Below are 15,245 nucleotides of genomic sequence, written 5' to 3' on the forward strand. Positions count from 1 at the left end.
GTGCAGTGTATGCGTCGCCCGCATACGATCCGTCGACGGCCGCCGTGCCGGAAAGCGACATGCGTGGATAGTTTCGTAATCCACTACTTAGTACGCTGGCGCGATGAGCGCACAGACGACTAGTGACCTGGTGGTGCAGTTGCAGCTGCTCGGCCGGGACATCGAACTCGAAGCATCCAGGCGGCTGGAGGAGATGGGCACATCGCTGCGTACGGTGAGCGTGCTGATGTGTGCCGACGGCAACGGCAAGACCCAGGGTGAGCTCGCGGAGCTCGCCTGCCTCGACAAGTCCACGATGGTCCACACGCTCGACGCACTGGAGCGGGGCGGCCTCGCGACGCGCAGGCCGTCGGAGAAGGACCGCAGGGCGCGCGTGGTCGATGTGACCGACGAGGGCCGCGAACTGATGGCGACCGCCGAGCCCGTGCTGGGCGAACTCTACGAAGCGGTGCTCGGCAGACTGCCGGAGGCGGACCGCGGGCCATTCCTCCGCTCGCTCTCCCTGCTCGTCGACGGCCGCTCCCCGGGACCGGTCGTGACGGCCGAACGGCCCCCCAGGAGGCGCTCTGCGCGGTGAAGACTGACAGGTCAGGAGTGTGCTTGCGAAATAGATCGTCTATTGCGCAACCATCTGCTAGCGTTTGCTCGCCGACAACACGCTCCTGACCCAGGGATCGAGACAATGGACAGCGCCCGCTCGCGATGGATCGCACTGACAGTCCTGTGCATTGGCACACTGATGACGATCCTCGATGAAACGATCGTCAATGTGGCGTTACCCGTGATGCGGGAGGAGCTCGGGTTCTCCCAGGGGGGCGTCTCATGGGTGATCAACGCCTACCTGATCGCCTACGGCGGTCTGCTCATCTTCGCCGGACGGCTCGGCGACCTGATCGGCCACAAGAACGTCCTGCTCCTCGGCGTATCGCTCTTCACGATCTCGTCCGTGGCGGCGGGCTTCTCGCAGAACGCGCCGACCCTGGTCGCCGCCCGGTTCGGGCAGGGCGCAGGTGCCGCGCTGGTCACGGCGGTGACCCTCGCGATCATCGTGACGATGTTCCAGGAACCCGGTGAGCAGACCAGGGCGATCGGCTTCTACAGCTTCACCTTCGCCGGCGGCGGCGCACTCGGCCTGATCGCCGGTGGTGTGCTGATGGAGCTGACCACCTGGCACTGGCTGTTCTTCATCAACCTGCCGATCGGTGTCATCAGCGTCATCCTCGGCTGGAAGCTGCTCCCCGGCGGCAAGGGACTCGGCCTCTCCGCCGGCCTCGACGTATCGGGTGCGGCCCTGCTGGTCTCGTCCGTCTCCCTGCTCGTCTACGGCATCGTCAACGCCGAGCACAACGGCTGGACCGGCAGCACGCCGGCCTACTTGGTGGGCGCGGTCGTCCTGATGACCGCCTTCGTGATCCGCCAGAAGAAGGCCAAGGCGCCCCTGTTCAACCTCGGCATCCTGAGCGACCGCGACGTGGCGGGCGCCAACATCGTCCAGTTCCTCGTCTCCGGCGGGCTCTACGGGTCGTTCTTCGTGGCGACGCTCTACCTGCAGCAGGTCCTCGGCTACACGCCGATGGAGATGGCACTGGCATTCCTCCCGCTGACGGTGATCACCGCCCTCGGGTCGATCGCGATCAGTCCCTACCTGACCGGGAAGCTGGGCGAGCGAGTCGGGCTCGTCATCGGCCTCGCGATCTTCCTTGCCGGAGCGCTGTTCCTCGCCCGTACGCCGCTGGAAGCGACGTACGCGATGGACGTACTGCCCTCGATGCTCCTGCTCGGCCTGGGTATCGGTCTCTGCCTGCCGCCGATCATGAGCCTGGCGATGTCCACCGCCGGTGAGGACGAGGTCGGTGTGATCTCCGGTCTGACCAACTCGACCGGACAGGTCGGTGGCGCGCTGTGGGTCGCCATCGTCGCCTCGGCCGCGGGCTCCGTGACGGCCTCCCGGATGGACGGGGGCACCAACGAGCGGGAATCCGTGAACGCCGGCCTGATGTACGGCAGCCTGGTCCTCGCGGGAGCGCTCGTCGTCGCGATCACCGTAGCGGCGTTCGTGATCCGCGGGCGGTCGACGGAGGCAGCCGCCGACGGGGCCGCCGCCAAGGACGCGGTCCCCGTGGCCTGACCCTGGGGCCGCGCCCCGCCCGAAGCGCCGGCCGCCGTGCTCGCGGCCGGCCCCCCACAAGCCCTCGTGCCGCCACGGGAACGTAACCGATCGTCCGATCCGTATGCGCGCACCTGGCGAATGCGTGCAAGGTGCTGGCGTTCGAGGCGTGGCAGGATTGCGGGCGGTCGCTTCAGCATGAGGACGTTCCCATCGGCATTCTCGTCGACCTCGGGGATGAGATGCTCGGGCTGGTCCCCTTCAGATCGATCGACGGCCGCCCTGCGGCGAGTCCGGCAGGTTTCGGGTGCGCTGCGGTCCGAGAGGGCGGGAACCCACCGCTGCTCGTCGAACGTCGGCCGTAGGCTGTGGCGGGAAACAAGGGGAGACGATGATTGACTACCGCAAGGCAACCGTTCCGGTATGGACGCTCGCGACCGGTGACACCCGGGTGCCCGCGTGGGCCGGAGACGGGCCGATGACGGCTGAGCGTCTGGGCGAACTGCGCGGCGTGCTGGCCGTGCTGGCCGACGAGCCGATCGCCACACTCGAGGTGCATCCGCTGCCCGACAAGCTCGACCGCGGCCGAGGCATCCCGCTCGATGCCGTGAGTCCTCTGGCACAGCATCTGTCGCAGCTCGTCACGCAGACAGCTCGAAATTCCTCCACGGCGGCCTCGGCGACCGCTGCCGGCGAAAACCTGTATCGCATGGTGGTTCCGGCGAAGGTCGCCGCCCAGTTCGGCCGGGGTCTCGTCTGCTCGATGCAGGCGAAGGGAGTGGCCGGTGGCATCCGCGGTCCCCTCGTGAACCCAACGGGCATCGTGGCCCAAGCGACGTTCGTTCCGGTCGGTAAAGCGGCGACAGCGGGAGCGGCCGGTGGGGCCGGTGCGACAGCGGGTGTCGCGGCCACCGGTAGCGCAGCGCTCACGCTGGCCGCGCCGCTGGTGCTCATGGCCGTGGCGGTGGGGGTGAGCGCGCATGCCGACCGCCAGCGCCGGCAGGCCATCGAGCACATAACAGAACTGCTGGAGCAACTGCACGAAGAGAAGCTCGACGACGAGCACAGCGAGCTCGACGGCTGTCGCGACGCCATCGACAAAGCCACCGCCATCCTGCTCGACCAGGGCAAGCTCGGGGCCTCGCTGGGGCTGGACTCGGCCGTGCATGCCATCAACACCGCGTTGGGCGCCGCTGACCGCCGCCTCGACCGGTGGCGGAACGCACTCGACAAGCTGCCCGTCGGCGAGGCCGTCGAGATCGGCACGCTGACCAAGTCGTTCCCCGGCGTCGACGACCAGGGCGGGCGATTCCGCGCCCACCTCGAACTCGCCGCCCTGGCCCTCGCGCTGAAGCGGCGGGTCATCGTGCTGCAAGCCGTCGAGCACGCCCAGAGCGCCCCCGGCAACCTCTTCGAGAGCTTCACCCGCGCACTCAAGCGAGACCAACAGCGCCTCGACGAACTGGAGTCGGGTATCGCCGGTGTCCTCGTACGGCTTTCGACGCTGGAGCTGGCCCGCCCGAGCGGTCTGCGACCCGTCTTCACACCGGGGGAAGTCGATCGTCTGATGCGCGCGACACACCGCATTCACCAGTTGGGCGACGGTGTCACGGTCGACCCCCGCACCACGGACGTCGCGATCGAGATCGCCCGCGACAGGGACGGCTCGGTGGTCGTGTTCCCTGCGCTCCCGGCCTGACTCAGCGGTCGGCTCCGGAAGTCCTTCGGGAGTCGACTCCGGCGCCGGCCCCGGGCGTTGGTCGCTTGCCGGCGGTGGCGGCGAGTTGGAGGTGGGCAGTCGAGGGCGTCTTCCGGGGAGGCTGAGGAACCGGTGGGCAGGAGCGAGTCCTCGTCACGGTCGGTGCCGGCGTCGGACCATGTATCGCCCTGCTCAGAGCAGGCGCCGTAGGGCTGCGCCGACGGCGGCCACACCTTCGCTCATGTTGGCGGGGGTGTTCGCCGCGTAGCCGAGGACCAGCCCGGGCCGGGATGGACGTTGACTGTGCCACGAGAGCGGCTGCACCTTCACGCCCCGCGCAAGCGCAGCGGCGGCGAGGTCGGTGTCGGCGAACTCGGAGTCGAAGGTGATCGTCAGGTGCAATCCCGCTGCGGCGCCGTGTACGACCGCGTTGGGAAGGTGCGTAGTGATCGCATCGACCATGGCGTCCCGGCGACGGCGGTGACGTGTGCGCATGTGCCGCAACTGGCGTTCCATCTCGCCTGATTCCATGAACCGGGCCAGCACCTGCTGCGGCAGTGCCGCGTTGCCGAGGTCGGCGAATCGCTTGGCGGCGACAAGAGCATCGCGGTACTTCGGCGGTGCGAGTACCCAGCCGATGCGCAGTGCGGGGGCGAGGAGTTTGGAAACGCTCCCGGCGTAGCAGACGTGGTCGGGCAGTATGGATCGCAGGGCGGGTACCGGAGGCCGGTCGTAGCGGTGCTCCGCGTCGTAATCATCCTCGATGATCAGTCCGTCGTTCTCGGTGGCCCAATGCATCAGTTCACGACGCCGTGCCCCGCTGAGCACCACTCCGGTCGGGAACTGATGCGCGGGAGTCAGCAACACAGCTGAAACTGCCAGCTCGTGCAGTACGTCGACACGCGCGCCCTGGGAGTCGACAGGGACCGCCGGCGTGTCCAACCGTTGATTGCGCAGATGCTGGCGGGCCCCAAGTGATCCCGGGTCCTCCACAGCTACTGCGGAGATCCCGTCACCGTGCAGCACCTGGCCGAGCAGGCTGAGTGTCTGGGCGGTGCCGGCGACGATGAGTATCTCGTCGGGGTCCGCCCTGATCGCGCGGTAGCGGGCGAGCCAGTTGGCGATGGCGTGACGCAGTGCCGGTGTCCCGCGAGGGTCCCCGTATCCAAGGTCGGACGCCGGGAGGCTCGCGAGTACGGAGCGTTCGGCACGCAGCCAGGCTGATCGCGGAAACGCGGCAAGGTCGGGGACCCCGGGTGACAGATCGATCCGGGCGGGTGCCGCTCGCATCATGTCGAAGATGTCCGCACCGGGTGCGGCGGCGAACAGCGCCCTTGACAGCGGTGGAGCACCCGGGGTGGTCGGGGGCACTTCCGGTGGCACGGCGGGAGCGGCGACAACGATCGTTCCGTTGCGCCCGCGTCCTGCCGCGTGTCCGTCTTCTATCAGTCGCTGATACGCCTCGGTGACCACTCCGCGGGATACCCGAAGCTCGCCGGCCAGAACCCGGGTGGCCGGAAGTCTGCTTCCCACCGGCAGGCGGTGGTCCGCTATCGCGAGCCGAAGTCGCTGGGCCAGCCAGTCGGACCGCCTGCCCATCGGCGCATCGTCGATGTTCAGTTGAAGGAAGTCGGATCCGGAGACTATGGACTGGTCGCATGGGTGCGGATTGGACCTGTTCATCGAGCCATAGTGGCAGCAGGGTGAACGCATGGATATGGATACAGCGATGGCATCTCATGAAGTGACCGTGGAGGCCGGCTATGTGCATGGCTACTCGGAACGCGAGGCGGTCCGGCTCGGCGAGCAGGCGGACACCTTGGCGGCGCTGGTGCATGCGGGCACGGCCTATCCGGCCGGCAGCCGGGTGCTGGAGATCGGTTGCGGGGTCGGCGCCCAGACGGTCCACCTGGCCCAGGCCAGCCCGGGAGCGCGCATCACCGCGGTCGACCGCTCCCATGACTCCCTTGCACAGGCCCGCGCCCGTGTCGCGACCCACGCACCGGGGGCGGATGTGGAGTGGCACCGTGCCGACCTGTTCGATCTCCCCTTTCCTGATGCGGAGTTCGACCATGTTTTCGTCTGCTTCGTCCTGGAGCACCTGCCGGACCCCCGGCAGGCGCTGACCGCGCTGCGGCGCGTGCTGCGGCCCGAGGGCACCATCACCGTGATCGAAGGGGATCACGAATCGGCGTTCTTCCATCCGGCCAGCGCATACGCCCGCGCCGCAATCGAATGCCAGATCCGACTACAGTCCGCCGGTGGCGGAGACGCGCTGATCGGCCGGCAGTTGCAACCGCTGCTGGCTCAGGCCGGCTACGACGACGTCGTCGTGCGTCCTCGCACGGTGTACACCGACCAGACCCGGCCCGCACTGGTCGACGGCTTCACTCGCAACACGTTCATCGCCATGGTCGAATCAGTCCGGGACGATGCGCTGGCAGCAGGGCTCATGAGCGCGGGCGACTGGGACCGGGGGATCACAGACCTGCACCGCACCGCACAGGCCGACGGCACCTTTCACTACACGTTCTTCAAGGCCTTCGCCGTGAACCCATCCGGCGTAGCCACCACGGGCCGATGACCGTCATCATCACCCTCATTCACGGGCGGCCATCGCCTGCGGCCATCGTCTGCGGCCTGGAGCGCAACCTCATCAGCGCGGACGAGAAGACCTCCGTCCAGGCCCGCTGCCATTCCACCTTTGGGGGTGTCTTCACGCGGGCCCGCGGGTGGGGGCGGTGTGTGCCGCGGCCATGGGGTGCCCACCTGTTCCACAGCGGCGGCCCGGAGCGCTTCCAGGAGCACACTTCCGGGATATATCCCGAACGCTCCGTACTGCCTGCGGTAGTAGCACGACCAGTAGCTCACCACGCGCCGCTCCGTACGTGCGAAGAAGGCCGGGTTGCGAGCGATGAACTCCCCGTAGAGCCGGCGCTGGGCCGAGCGCGGCTCCGCCAGCCCGGGCAGCCCCCGCTCGATCGACGTGATGATCTCCAGTACGTATTCGCCGGCCAACCGCACCACGAACGGCACCGCCCACGGCTCACCCGACGCCAGGATCTGTTCGAGATGCCGTTGGCGGACCCGGCCGTCGTGGTGCCGGGAGTACAGGCAGTGCAGAACCATCTGCTGGGTCTCGGACAGGCCCCGCTCGCTTCCGGTGCCCGGCTCCTCGTGGTAGATGCGGGACGGGATGGCGACGGTCCCGCCCTCCACCTCGACCTCGAAGGGCATCGTCGGTGCGGTGACGGACTCCGGCACAACGCCCAGGACACGACGCACGTCATCGGCGAGACGGGGCGGAAATGCCGCCATCAGGGCGTGAGCGACGTTCGACGGGTCTCGTTGCACCTGCACCACAGGAGGATAGGCGCACCTTGGGCCACGGGCTCTGCCGGTACGGTGATCGCCTGCCGCGTGGAAGGTCCATGCGTTCCGGCCGGCCCGAGCGAGGGAGGCCGGTGGCGAGCGATGGGACCGTGATGAGCGAACTGACGAAGCCCGGAGTCGAGGTTCCGGAGGGGGAAGCGCCCACCGAGCTGACGATCCGGGACCTCGTGGTGGGAGATGGGCCCGAGGCGCGGCCGGGCCGGGTCGTCCAGGTTCACTACGTAGGGGTCACCTTCGCTTCCGGAAGGGAGTTCGACTCCTCCTGGGAGCAGGGCCGGCCGTTCAAGTTCGCCGTGGGCGGTGGCAGGGTCATCAAGGGCTTGGACCGGGGGGTCAGGGGGATGAAGGCCGGCGGCCGCCGCGAGATCATCGTTCCCCCACGTCTCGGTTACGGCAAGCAGTCGCCCTCCGCGTCGATCCCGGCGGGCTCGACGCTGATCTTCGTCGTGGACCTGCTCACCGTCGTGGGCGGGCCCACCGTGGCTGGGTCCGGCCCGACCGGCTCGGCCTGAACGCGGTGTCCCCGAGGTGCCTCGTCCCGGTTTGCGACGGCCGGTGGGCTGGTGGCGGGGGCCGGGCATAGGCCCTGAGACCCTTGTCCGCCCGGCGGCCGACGCCTGATCTTTGCACTCCTGCGTCCCGACGGGACGCGGAGGCCGGGCCATCGGGAACGCGAACGGAGTCGTACATGAGCGGGATGAAGAGGGTTCTGCGCCGCACGGCGGTGGGGGCGAGCGCGTTGCTCACGGCGGTGGGCATCACCATGACGGGGGCGTCCCCGGCCGCGGCGGTGGACTACTACTACGAGTTGCCGTACCCGGCTGGTGAGGCCTACACGGTGACCCAGGGGCCGGAGGGCACGTACTCCCACACCGGTCCCTACAACGAGTACGCCTGGGACTTCGGGCTCCCCGCCGACTACGAGGTGTCCGCCGCGCAGGCGGGAACCATCGTCATCTCGAACTGGTCGCCGTACTGGCAGAACGGCATCGAGGTGATCATCCGGCACTCGAACGGCCAGTGCACCCACTACGCGCACCTGAACCGGTCGTTCTACGAGCCGGGTGACTGGGTTCCGCAGGGCCGGATCGTCGGCTGGTCGGGCAGCACGGGCGCTTCCACGGGCCCGCATCTGCACTTCCAGGTCATCGACTGCAACAGCCGCGTGGGCCTGCCCGCCACCATCCAGGGCTGGACGCCCTCCACGGGGACGCGCCCTGTCAGCGTGAACCACTACGCCTGACCGGACCGCAGCCGCACGGGCGCTCCCGGCACCACCCGCATGCCCAGTCCCCGCACCCGGTAGATGCACCTGTCGTCGCCCCACAGCGACGCGTCCGCCACGGCATAGGGACCCCGTGCGTCCGTGCCGCTCTCCACGATGTCCATGTCCACCCGGATCAGCCGGTTGGCCGGGGTGATCTGGCCGCGGTACGTCCAGGTCGCCTCGCGGCCCGGCAGCACCGGTTCGAACCCGGGGTCGAGGAGCCCGTCGGCCGCGCCCTGCTCCAGCAGGTGGTACTGGAGAAGTTGGCACATGGCCTCGATCCCCAACGAGCCCGGCTGCACGGGGTCCTGGAAGAAGTGGGCCCGGAAGAACCAGGCGTCCGGGCGGACGTCCTTCTCCGAACGCAACCGGCCGAGCCCGGCGCTTCCGCCGTCCGGCCAGTGGCCCGTGATCCGGTCCAGCATCAGCAACATCGCGCCCGGCAGGCGCGGTTCGCCGGAGCAGTAGCGGGCGGGGCGGGAGGTCAGATCGACCACGCGATCGCAGGGCTCGTCGAGGCGGACCCGGTCGTCGGCCGAAGTCGCCAGACCCTGCTGGTCGTCGAAGGCCGACCGGGGGAAGTAGCCGAACACCGTGGAGAGTTCGAAGAGGGGCGCTTCGTCGGCCGTGCACGTCACCCGGAACGACTCGATGATCATTTCTCCGCTGCGTGAGACGCGGGTCAGTTCGGCCCTGGTGCGGACGGTACGCGTCGCCGGGGTGACCTCGCCGGTGACCGTTCCCGACCCGTCGAGATTGCGGAACAGCAGGTCCGCCTCGCTGGTCGTCGCGCTGCCGACGTACGAGGCGAGCCACCCGCAGGGCTGCAGCGCCGTCTCCATGAGGACGGCGAACGGCATGAGGCGGCCGCCGTTCTGCTCGAAGTACCACGCCCGGTCCGGCACGTCGTACTCGGCGACGACGACGCTGCCCTCCCGCATCCCGCCCTGCGGACCGTCCACCGACACGATCCGGCTCATGAAGTGATAGGGCGGGCCAGGAAGCCGCGCCACCCTGCGGACGCCGTCGAAGGGCTCGTACATGGCGCCGAACGCCTCGCTCGGCCTGCCCCAGGCGCACGCCAGCAGCGAGGCGTGGTCAAAGGCGAACCCGTCGGCCGCCACCGCCACCGGCTTCTCCTCCCGATGCCCGGCCAGCCCGCCCAGAAGGGGCAGCGGCACCGGGTCCCCGTCGGTCTGGACGGTGGGCGGACCGGAGTGCCGCCAGTGCGACAGCGGCCAGTCGGGGACCAGCCGGAGGGCCATGTCGGTGCCGAGGAACGCCTTCCGCCCGTCCACCGAGCCGAGGACGTCGGCGTAAAGCGTCGGCACCGGCCCGGCCGAGACGCCGCGTACGAACACCTCGTAGACGACTTTCCGGTTCTCCGGGGTCGCCTGGCCCCGGCACATGGCCCTGGAGGGGTGCTCGTCGACCGTCTCGAAGCGCCAGCCGTCCCGGTCGACGGTGAAGCCCATGGCCGTCAGGTAGAACGCCATCGCCTGGAGACCGCCTTGCAGCATCAGGGTGCCCGGCATGCAGGGGTCGTTCTTGAAATGGCCCGTGAAGAACCAGTCGTCCGGGGACAACGCCGTCCCGGCCCGCAGATACCCTCGCCCCCACGGCCCTCCGGCCGGGTCGAACGCGGTGACCTCGTCCAGCAGGCGTAGCCGCTCCTCGTCGAGTACGGGCGAACGGACGTGAGCCGCCGTCGCCTCCCAGCCGGGCCCGAAACAGTCCCCGGGCCGGCCCAGCGTCAGGGCTCGCACCCGGTCGGCGTCGAAGCGGGTCCGTTCGCAGCGCACGGCCGGCGGGTCGAGCGGCAGATCGTCCCCGGGCACGCGGCCGGCGGGATCCCAGCGCACACCCCCGCTGCCGGCGAGCTCGGCGGCGGTGAAGAACCCCGCCTGCCCCTCGCGGACACTGAGCCGCAGCTCGCCGTCCACGTAGCAGTCGTAGTGGAAGAAGGCCAGCCGGACGCCGTCCGCCTCCGCGTGACCGTCCAGATGGATCTCGAAGCACAGAGTGTCCCCGGGGCGCGGTGGGCCGCCGTGGAACGTCACCTCGCAGCCGAGCAGCCGGTACGCGCGCCCGCCCCGGTTCAGCAGGTCGACGCCCAGCCAGCTGAGCAGAAGCAGGTCGGCCTGGCCCGCCTCGATGAGCACGCCGGCCGGCACACGCCCCGTCGCATCCAGGTACCAGCTGTCGGGCAGGACATCCGTCTCCGTCCAGATCCTCCCGTCCGTGCGGACCGGGCCCGGCAGGACGAGCGCCGCGGGCACCGCGTCGATGCCGGTGACCCGGTCGGCGAGCAGCATGGGCGGCCCGGGCATCCGGGTCTGTACCGCGTAGCCGTCCTGCTCGGCGAAGAGCGGACCGAACAGCGTGGAGATCTCGCGGGAGGCGAGGTGCTCCAGTTGGGCCCGGTCGAACGTCGGCCCGGGCCGCTGAGCCTGCCCGGGCCGCGGAGTCTGATCCGGCTTCGGTTGCGGAGCCGGGACGGACGCCGGAGCCGTGGAGGGCAGGGGCTGGGGCTTGGGCAGCGGTCGTACGGGAATGGGTACGGGGCCGGGCCGCCCGGGCACCGCCGCGCCCGCTGCGGTCAGCGCGCTGACGGCGAGCGCCGACACGCGCAGGAACCGCCGGTGGGATTCCGCGTGCGCGGCCATGACCTCCTGGTGCAGCGTGGCGACCCGCAGACTCTGCCGCGCGACCACGCCCCCGACCCCCGCCGCCCCCGGTCCACGGGCGTCTTCGACGGGCAACCGGGGCCGCTGTACCGGTGTGGCGGGGGAGTGCGCAGCGGGGGCGGCCGGGGCGGAGAGGTGCTCGGTCTCCTCGTGCGCCGGGGCGGCGAAGCGCCCGGTCTCCTCGTCCGCTGCGGCGACCGCGTGGCCGCCGGGGTCCCGGTCCGGTGAGGCGGGGAGACCGAGGCTGATCTCCGGTACCGGGGCGAGTTCCGGGGCCCGGGGCAGAACGGTCACGGCGCGCTCCAGGGGTGGTAGGCGTGGAGAGGGCGGTACGGGAACGGCGACGGTGGGGCCGGGCCGCGGGAGGCCGGTCGCGGCCCCGGCGAGCCGTGCGAGCAACGCGTCGGCCTCCACCGGCACGCCGGCGACGACGAGTTCGCCCATCGCGAGACACAGATGCCGCAGGTTCGTGTCCCCCGGAGTGTCCAGCGCGACGGCCACGTGCTCCCGGTCGCCGAGTACTCGTTTGATCCAGCCGGTGCACAGCCGCCGCGGGCCGTGCTCCACGAAGACCCGGACACCGTCCGCCCACGCCTGTTCGATCGTGGCCGCGAAGTCGATCGTGCCGAGCCCCTGGGCCGTGAGCGCCTCGGCGGCCCGCTCGGACGTCGGCCGGTACGCCCGGCCGGAGGCCCCGCTGTAGAAGCGAACGCCGGGGACCTCGACCGTGGGGCGGCGGTGGGCCTCGTGCCACACCTCCCGCACCTCCGCCAACTCCGGTGCGTGGGCGGCCATGTCGTAGTCCAGCTCGATCGCCCGGTCGACGCCGATCCTGGCCACGACGGCCGCGCACGCCCGGGACTCGCCGCCGATGACGCAGACCCCGGGTGCGTTCACCGCCATCAGGTGGACCGCCCGTTCCCCGGCGAGTTCCGCGCGAACCGCCGCCAGGGGCGCGGCGATCAGATGGCTCGACCACCGGTCGCCACGGATGCCCCGCTGCCGCCAGTAGCGCCGCACCGCCCGCAGCTCGCCCGCGAGTTCCGTCGTGAACAGACCGCTGTCCCGGGTCGCTTCATAGAGCCCCGAGGCGTCCGGCCAGGCTCCCAGCGCGACCAGGGCCGTCGACTCCCCCGAGGAGTACCCGATCGCGGCGTCCGGCCGCAGTCCGAGCACCTCGCGGCTGAACACCGTGTGGAACACGGCCAGTTCGGCGACGGCCCAGATCTGGCCGAGGACACCGGGCTCGGTCCCGGACCGCAGGCGCGCCCCCACCGCCCCATGTCGCTCACGGACCCGCTCGCCCAGCGACGGCAACGCGAGGGCCAGCTCATGGCCCATCCCCGGGTACGCGGCCGAGCCGTTCGTGTACACGAAAGCGGTCTGCCCGACGACCGGCCCGTCCCGGTACGACACGTCCGCCGGGCGGGCCCCGCCCTCCGTCAACCAGCGACGGGCCGCTTCCCCGCGCTCCTGCCGCGTGGTGTCGCCGTCGGCCACGAAGGCCAGCCGGGCCGGGCCGGCCGAAGACTCGGTACCGGCCTCCAGCGCTGCCAGCACCGCCCGGCGGTCGGCCCCGGAGTAGACGTGCAGGCGCGGGGCGGGGCCCCGCAGCCACGGCCGGGCGTCCCCCGCGCGCAGCCGTACGCCGGCGGCCGGCCCCTCCAACGGCGTGACGACGGCCCGCGCCGTGTGGGGGACGGCCGCGGTGTCCGCCGGTCCGCCCGGGCGGGGTACCGCGCGGTGCTGGAGCGAGAGCGCCGCGACCGCTACGGAGACCAGCCCGGACGCGGCGTGAGCACGACCGAAGGAGGTCGCCGGATCGAAGACCGCGTCGGGGCCGTCGCCGATGACCACGTCGGGTTCGCCGGTGGCCTCTTCGTCCAGCAGGGCCATGACGCTGTCGCCGTCCCTGCGAGCGGCGTCCAGGGGCTTGAGGACGAGGACGACGGCAGCGTCCCCGGGCTCCTCGTCGCGGCCGAGATCCCGCAGGGCGGCCCGGTGGACCGCCTCGCAGGACAGGTCGGTGGCGCCGACTAGCGCGGCGTCGGCCTCTCCCGAACGAATGGCCCGAGCCGCGATCCCCAGCGCCACGAGCCCGGACGCCTCCTCCGCCGACACCGTGAACCCGGGCCCGGCCAGGTCGAGTTGAGTGCTGATGCGGTTCGCCGCGAGGTTCGGCATGCTGCCCACCACGCCCTCCGCCGTCATGGCCGGGGTGAACGCCTCCCGGGCGAGGTCCGCCGAAGCCGCGCCGACCGGTTTTCCCGACTGCTCCAGCCAGTGCGGAATCCGCCAGCGCGCGCCCGCGCGGGCCACCTCGGGGTCCACCCCCGTACCGACGACCACCATGGTCCGCTCGCGTGGCAGGCTCACAGTCCGGGCGGCCTCCCGGGCGGCCTCCAGCACCAGGAGCTGATGACGTACGGTCCGCTCCAGGGCCAGCGGCGGGAAGCACAGGTCCGTCAGCTCCACGGCGATCTCCGCGACGGGGCCGCGCCGTTCGCCGCCCAGCACCGCCCGGCGGAAGTCCTCCAGCGACGTTCCCTCGCCGACCCGGGCCCCGACGGCGACGATCGCCACCGGTGTGCGGTGACCCGGCGCGGCGCCTCCCGCAGTGGGGTCCGGGGTCTCGGGGGCCGGCCCGGCGCACCGGGCGGCGGGCCGAGCGCCGCCCGTCGGCCGGGGGACGGCGGGCGGGGGAGGGCAGTCCGGGGCGTCGACGATCAGATGGGCGTTGGTCCCGCCGAACCCGAAGGCGCTGACCGCCGCCCTGCGCGGCCCCACCCACTCCTCGGCCGCGGCCAGCACCCGCAACGGCGTGCCGGCCAGTACGTCCAGCGGTCGTCCGGCGCCGAGCGTCGCCGGACGCACCCCCGCCCGCATCGCACCGAGCACCTTCAGCAGTCCCGCCACACCCGCGGAGGCCAGCAGATGCCCGATGTTCGACTTCGCCGAACCGATGGGAACGTCGTCACCGGCCCCGAAGACCCGGGCCATGGAGCGCGCCTCCACCGCGTCCCCGACCGGCGTCCCCGTGGCGTGGCACTCGACGAGCGACACCGACTCGGGAGCGACGCCCGCCTTCTCGTACGCCAGGCGCACGGCCCGTACCTGGCCCTCCTCGGACGGGCTGATCAACCCGGAACCGCGCCCGTCGTTGGACAGCCCCACACCGCGGATCACACCGAGCACGGGCAGGCCGGCGGCGCGGGCGTCGGCCAGCCGTGTCAGGGCGACGAACCCGGCGCCCTCGCCGTGCACCAGCCCGTCCGCGTCCCGGTGGAAGGGCCGGCTGCGCCCCGTGCGGCTGGTCGCGGACAGCGCGCAGAACCCCACGTGCAGGTAGAGGGGATCAGGGCGGCTGACCGCACCGGCCACCATGAGATCCGCCGTGCCGTCCTGCAGCCGGTCGCACGCCAGCTTGATGGCGTACAACGAGGAGGCGCAGGCGGCGTCGAGGGACCACGCCCCCGCCCCGAGCCCGAGCGCGCGGGCCGCGAGCCGGGCGGGCAGCCCGGAGGAGAAGCGGTTGCGGGCATCGGGCCGGGTCCGCCGCTCACCCGCCAGCAGTGCGTCGCGGAGCGGGGGGTGTTGCGCGGACAGCCATACGTGTTCGGCGAAGGCCGCCCCGGCGGGCGTGGGGTACGACAGGTTCCCCAGCACCAGACCTCCGCGCGGCAGCGGACCCGTGTGCCCCGCCTCGGCGAGCGCCTGCCGCATCCCGTACAGGACCCAGTGGAAGAGCGGGTCCAGCGATGCGATCCGCTCCGGGGGGAGGTCGAAGGCGGCCGGGTCGAAGACGGACTCGAACCCGTGGACGTAACCGCCGACATCCGTCCAGGTGCGGTCGAGGTGATCCTCCACCGAACCCATGGCCCACCGGCGCGGCAGCCGCCACCGGCCCTCCGGGGCGGCCGACAGGCTCGTGCGGCCGGCGGCGATGTTCTCCCAGAACGTGTCCGGGTCCAGTGCGCCGGGCAGCACACAGCCCCGGCCGACGACGGCGATCGGTTCGAAACGCATAGGGGTCTCACTTCGCGGCGGGCGGGGCGTGGCGGGCCGGGACCAGGAGGGGCGGGGCCGGGCGAA

The 15,245-nt window shown here is 71.3% G+C and carries 9 protein-coding genes; 6 read left to right on the plus strand and 3 right to left on the minus strand.

Features of this window, described 5'->3' with window-relative positions; translation table 11 throughout:
- Positions 1-103 precede the first annotated feature (103 nt).
- The 3 genes from N7925_RS32600 to N7925_RS32610 all read left to right on the plus strand — a co-directional run bounded on the left by N7925_RS32600 (position 104) and on the right by N7925_RS32610 (position 3,806).
- Positions 104-577 carry a MarR family winged helix-turn-helix transcriptional regulator gene (locus tag N7925_RS32600; RefSeq protein WP_274345987.1) on the plus strand — a complete coding sequence of 158 codons (474 nt, stop codon included), beginning with the start codon at positions 104-106 and terminating at the stop codon, positions 575-577.
- Between the two features lie 105 nt (positions 578-682).
- On the plus strand, positions 683-2,128 hold the full coding sequence (locus N7925_RS32605; protein ID WP_274345988.1) for an MFS transporter: 1,446 nt from the start codon (positions 683-685) through the stop codon (positions 2,126-2,128).
- Positions 2,129-2,498: 370 nt separating this feature from the next.
- Positions 2,499-3,806: a hypothetical protein gene (locus tag N7925_RS32610; protein ID WP_274345989.1), complete on the plus strand. Its 1,308-nt coding sequence runs from the start codon at positions 2,499-2,501 to the stop codon at positions 3,804-3,806.
- A gap of 192 nt (positions 3,807-3,998) precedes the next feature.
- On the opposite strand, the gene pdxR is transcribed toward N7925_RS32610, so the two are convergent.
- The gene (pdxR, locus tag N7925_RS32615; RefSeq protein ID WP_274345990.1) at positions 3,999-5,489 is read right to left on the minus strand and encodes a MocR-like pyridoxine biosynthesis transcription factor PdxR; all 1,491 of its coding nucleotides are present in this window, start codon (positions 5,487-5,489) and stop codon (positions 3,999-4,001) included.
- A gap of 28 nt (positions 5,490-5,517) precedes the next feature.
- On the opposite strand from pdxR, the gene N7925_RS32620 reads away from it, so the two are divergent.
- On the plus strand, positions 5,518-6,390 hold the full coding sequence (locus tag N7925_RS32620) for a methyltransferase domain-containing protein (protein WP_274345991.1): 873 nt from the start codon (positions 5,518-5,520) through the stop codon (positions 6,388-6,390).
- Here N7925_RS32620 and N7925_RS32625 read toward each other — a convergent pair.
- On the minus strand, positions 6,330-7,166 hold the full coding sequence (locus tag N7925_RS32625) for a hypothetical protein (RefSeq protein WP_331618183.1): 837 nt from the start codon (positions 7,164-7,166) through the stop codon (positions 6,330-6,332). The two genes, N7925_RS32620 and N7925_RS32625, sit on opposite strands and share 61 nt — an antisense overlap.
- 125 nt (positions 7,167-7,291) lie before the next feature.
- Between N7925_RS32625 and N7925_RS32630 the strand changes: the two genes are divergently transcribed.
- Positions 7,292-7,711, plus strand: coding sequence for an FKBP-type peptidyl-prolyl cis-trans isomerase (locus N7925_RS32630; RefSeq protein WP_274345992.1), 420 nt, complete (start codon positions 7,292-7,294; stop codon positions 7,709-7,711).
- A 176-nt stretch (positions 7,712-7,887) separates the two neighbouring features.
- Entirely contained in the window at positions 7,888-8,442 is a 555-nt protein-coding gene (locus N7925_RS32635; protein ID WP_274345993.1) for a M23 family metallopeptidase, read from the plus strand.
- Here N7925_RS32635 and N7925_RS32640 read toward each other — a convergent pair.
- The gene (locus N7925_RS32640) at positions 8,433-15,179 is read right to left on the minus strand and encodes a polyketide synthase (protein WP_274345994.1); all 6,747 of its coding nucleotides are present in this window, start codon (positions 15,177-15,179) and stop codon (positions 8,433-8,435) included. The two genes, N7925_RS32635 and N7925_RS32640, sit on opposite strands and share 10 nt — an antisense overlap.
- Positions 15,180-15,245 lie beyond the last annotated feature (66 nt).

This window comes from Streptomyces sp. CA-278952 (assembly GCF_028747205.1).
GTDB lineage: Bacteria > Actinomycetota > Actinomycetes > Streptomycetales > Streptomycetaceae > Streptomyces.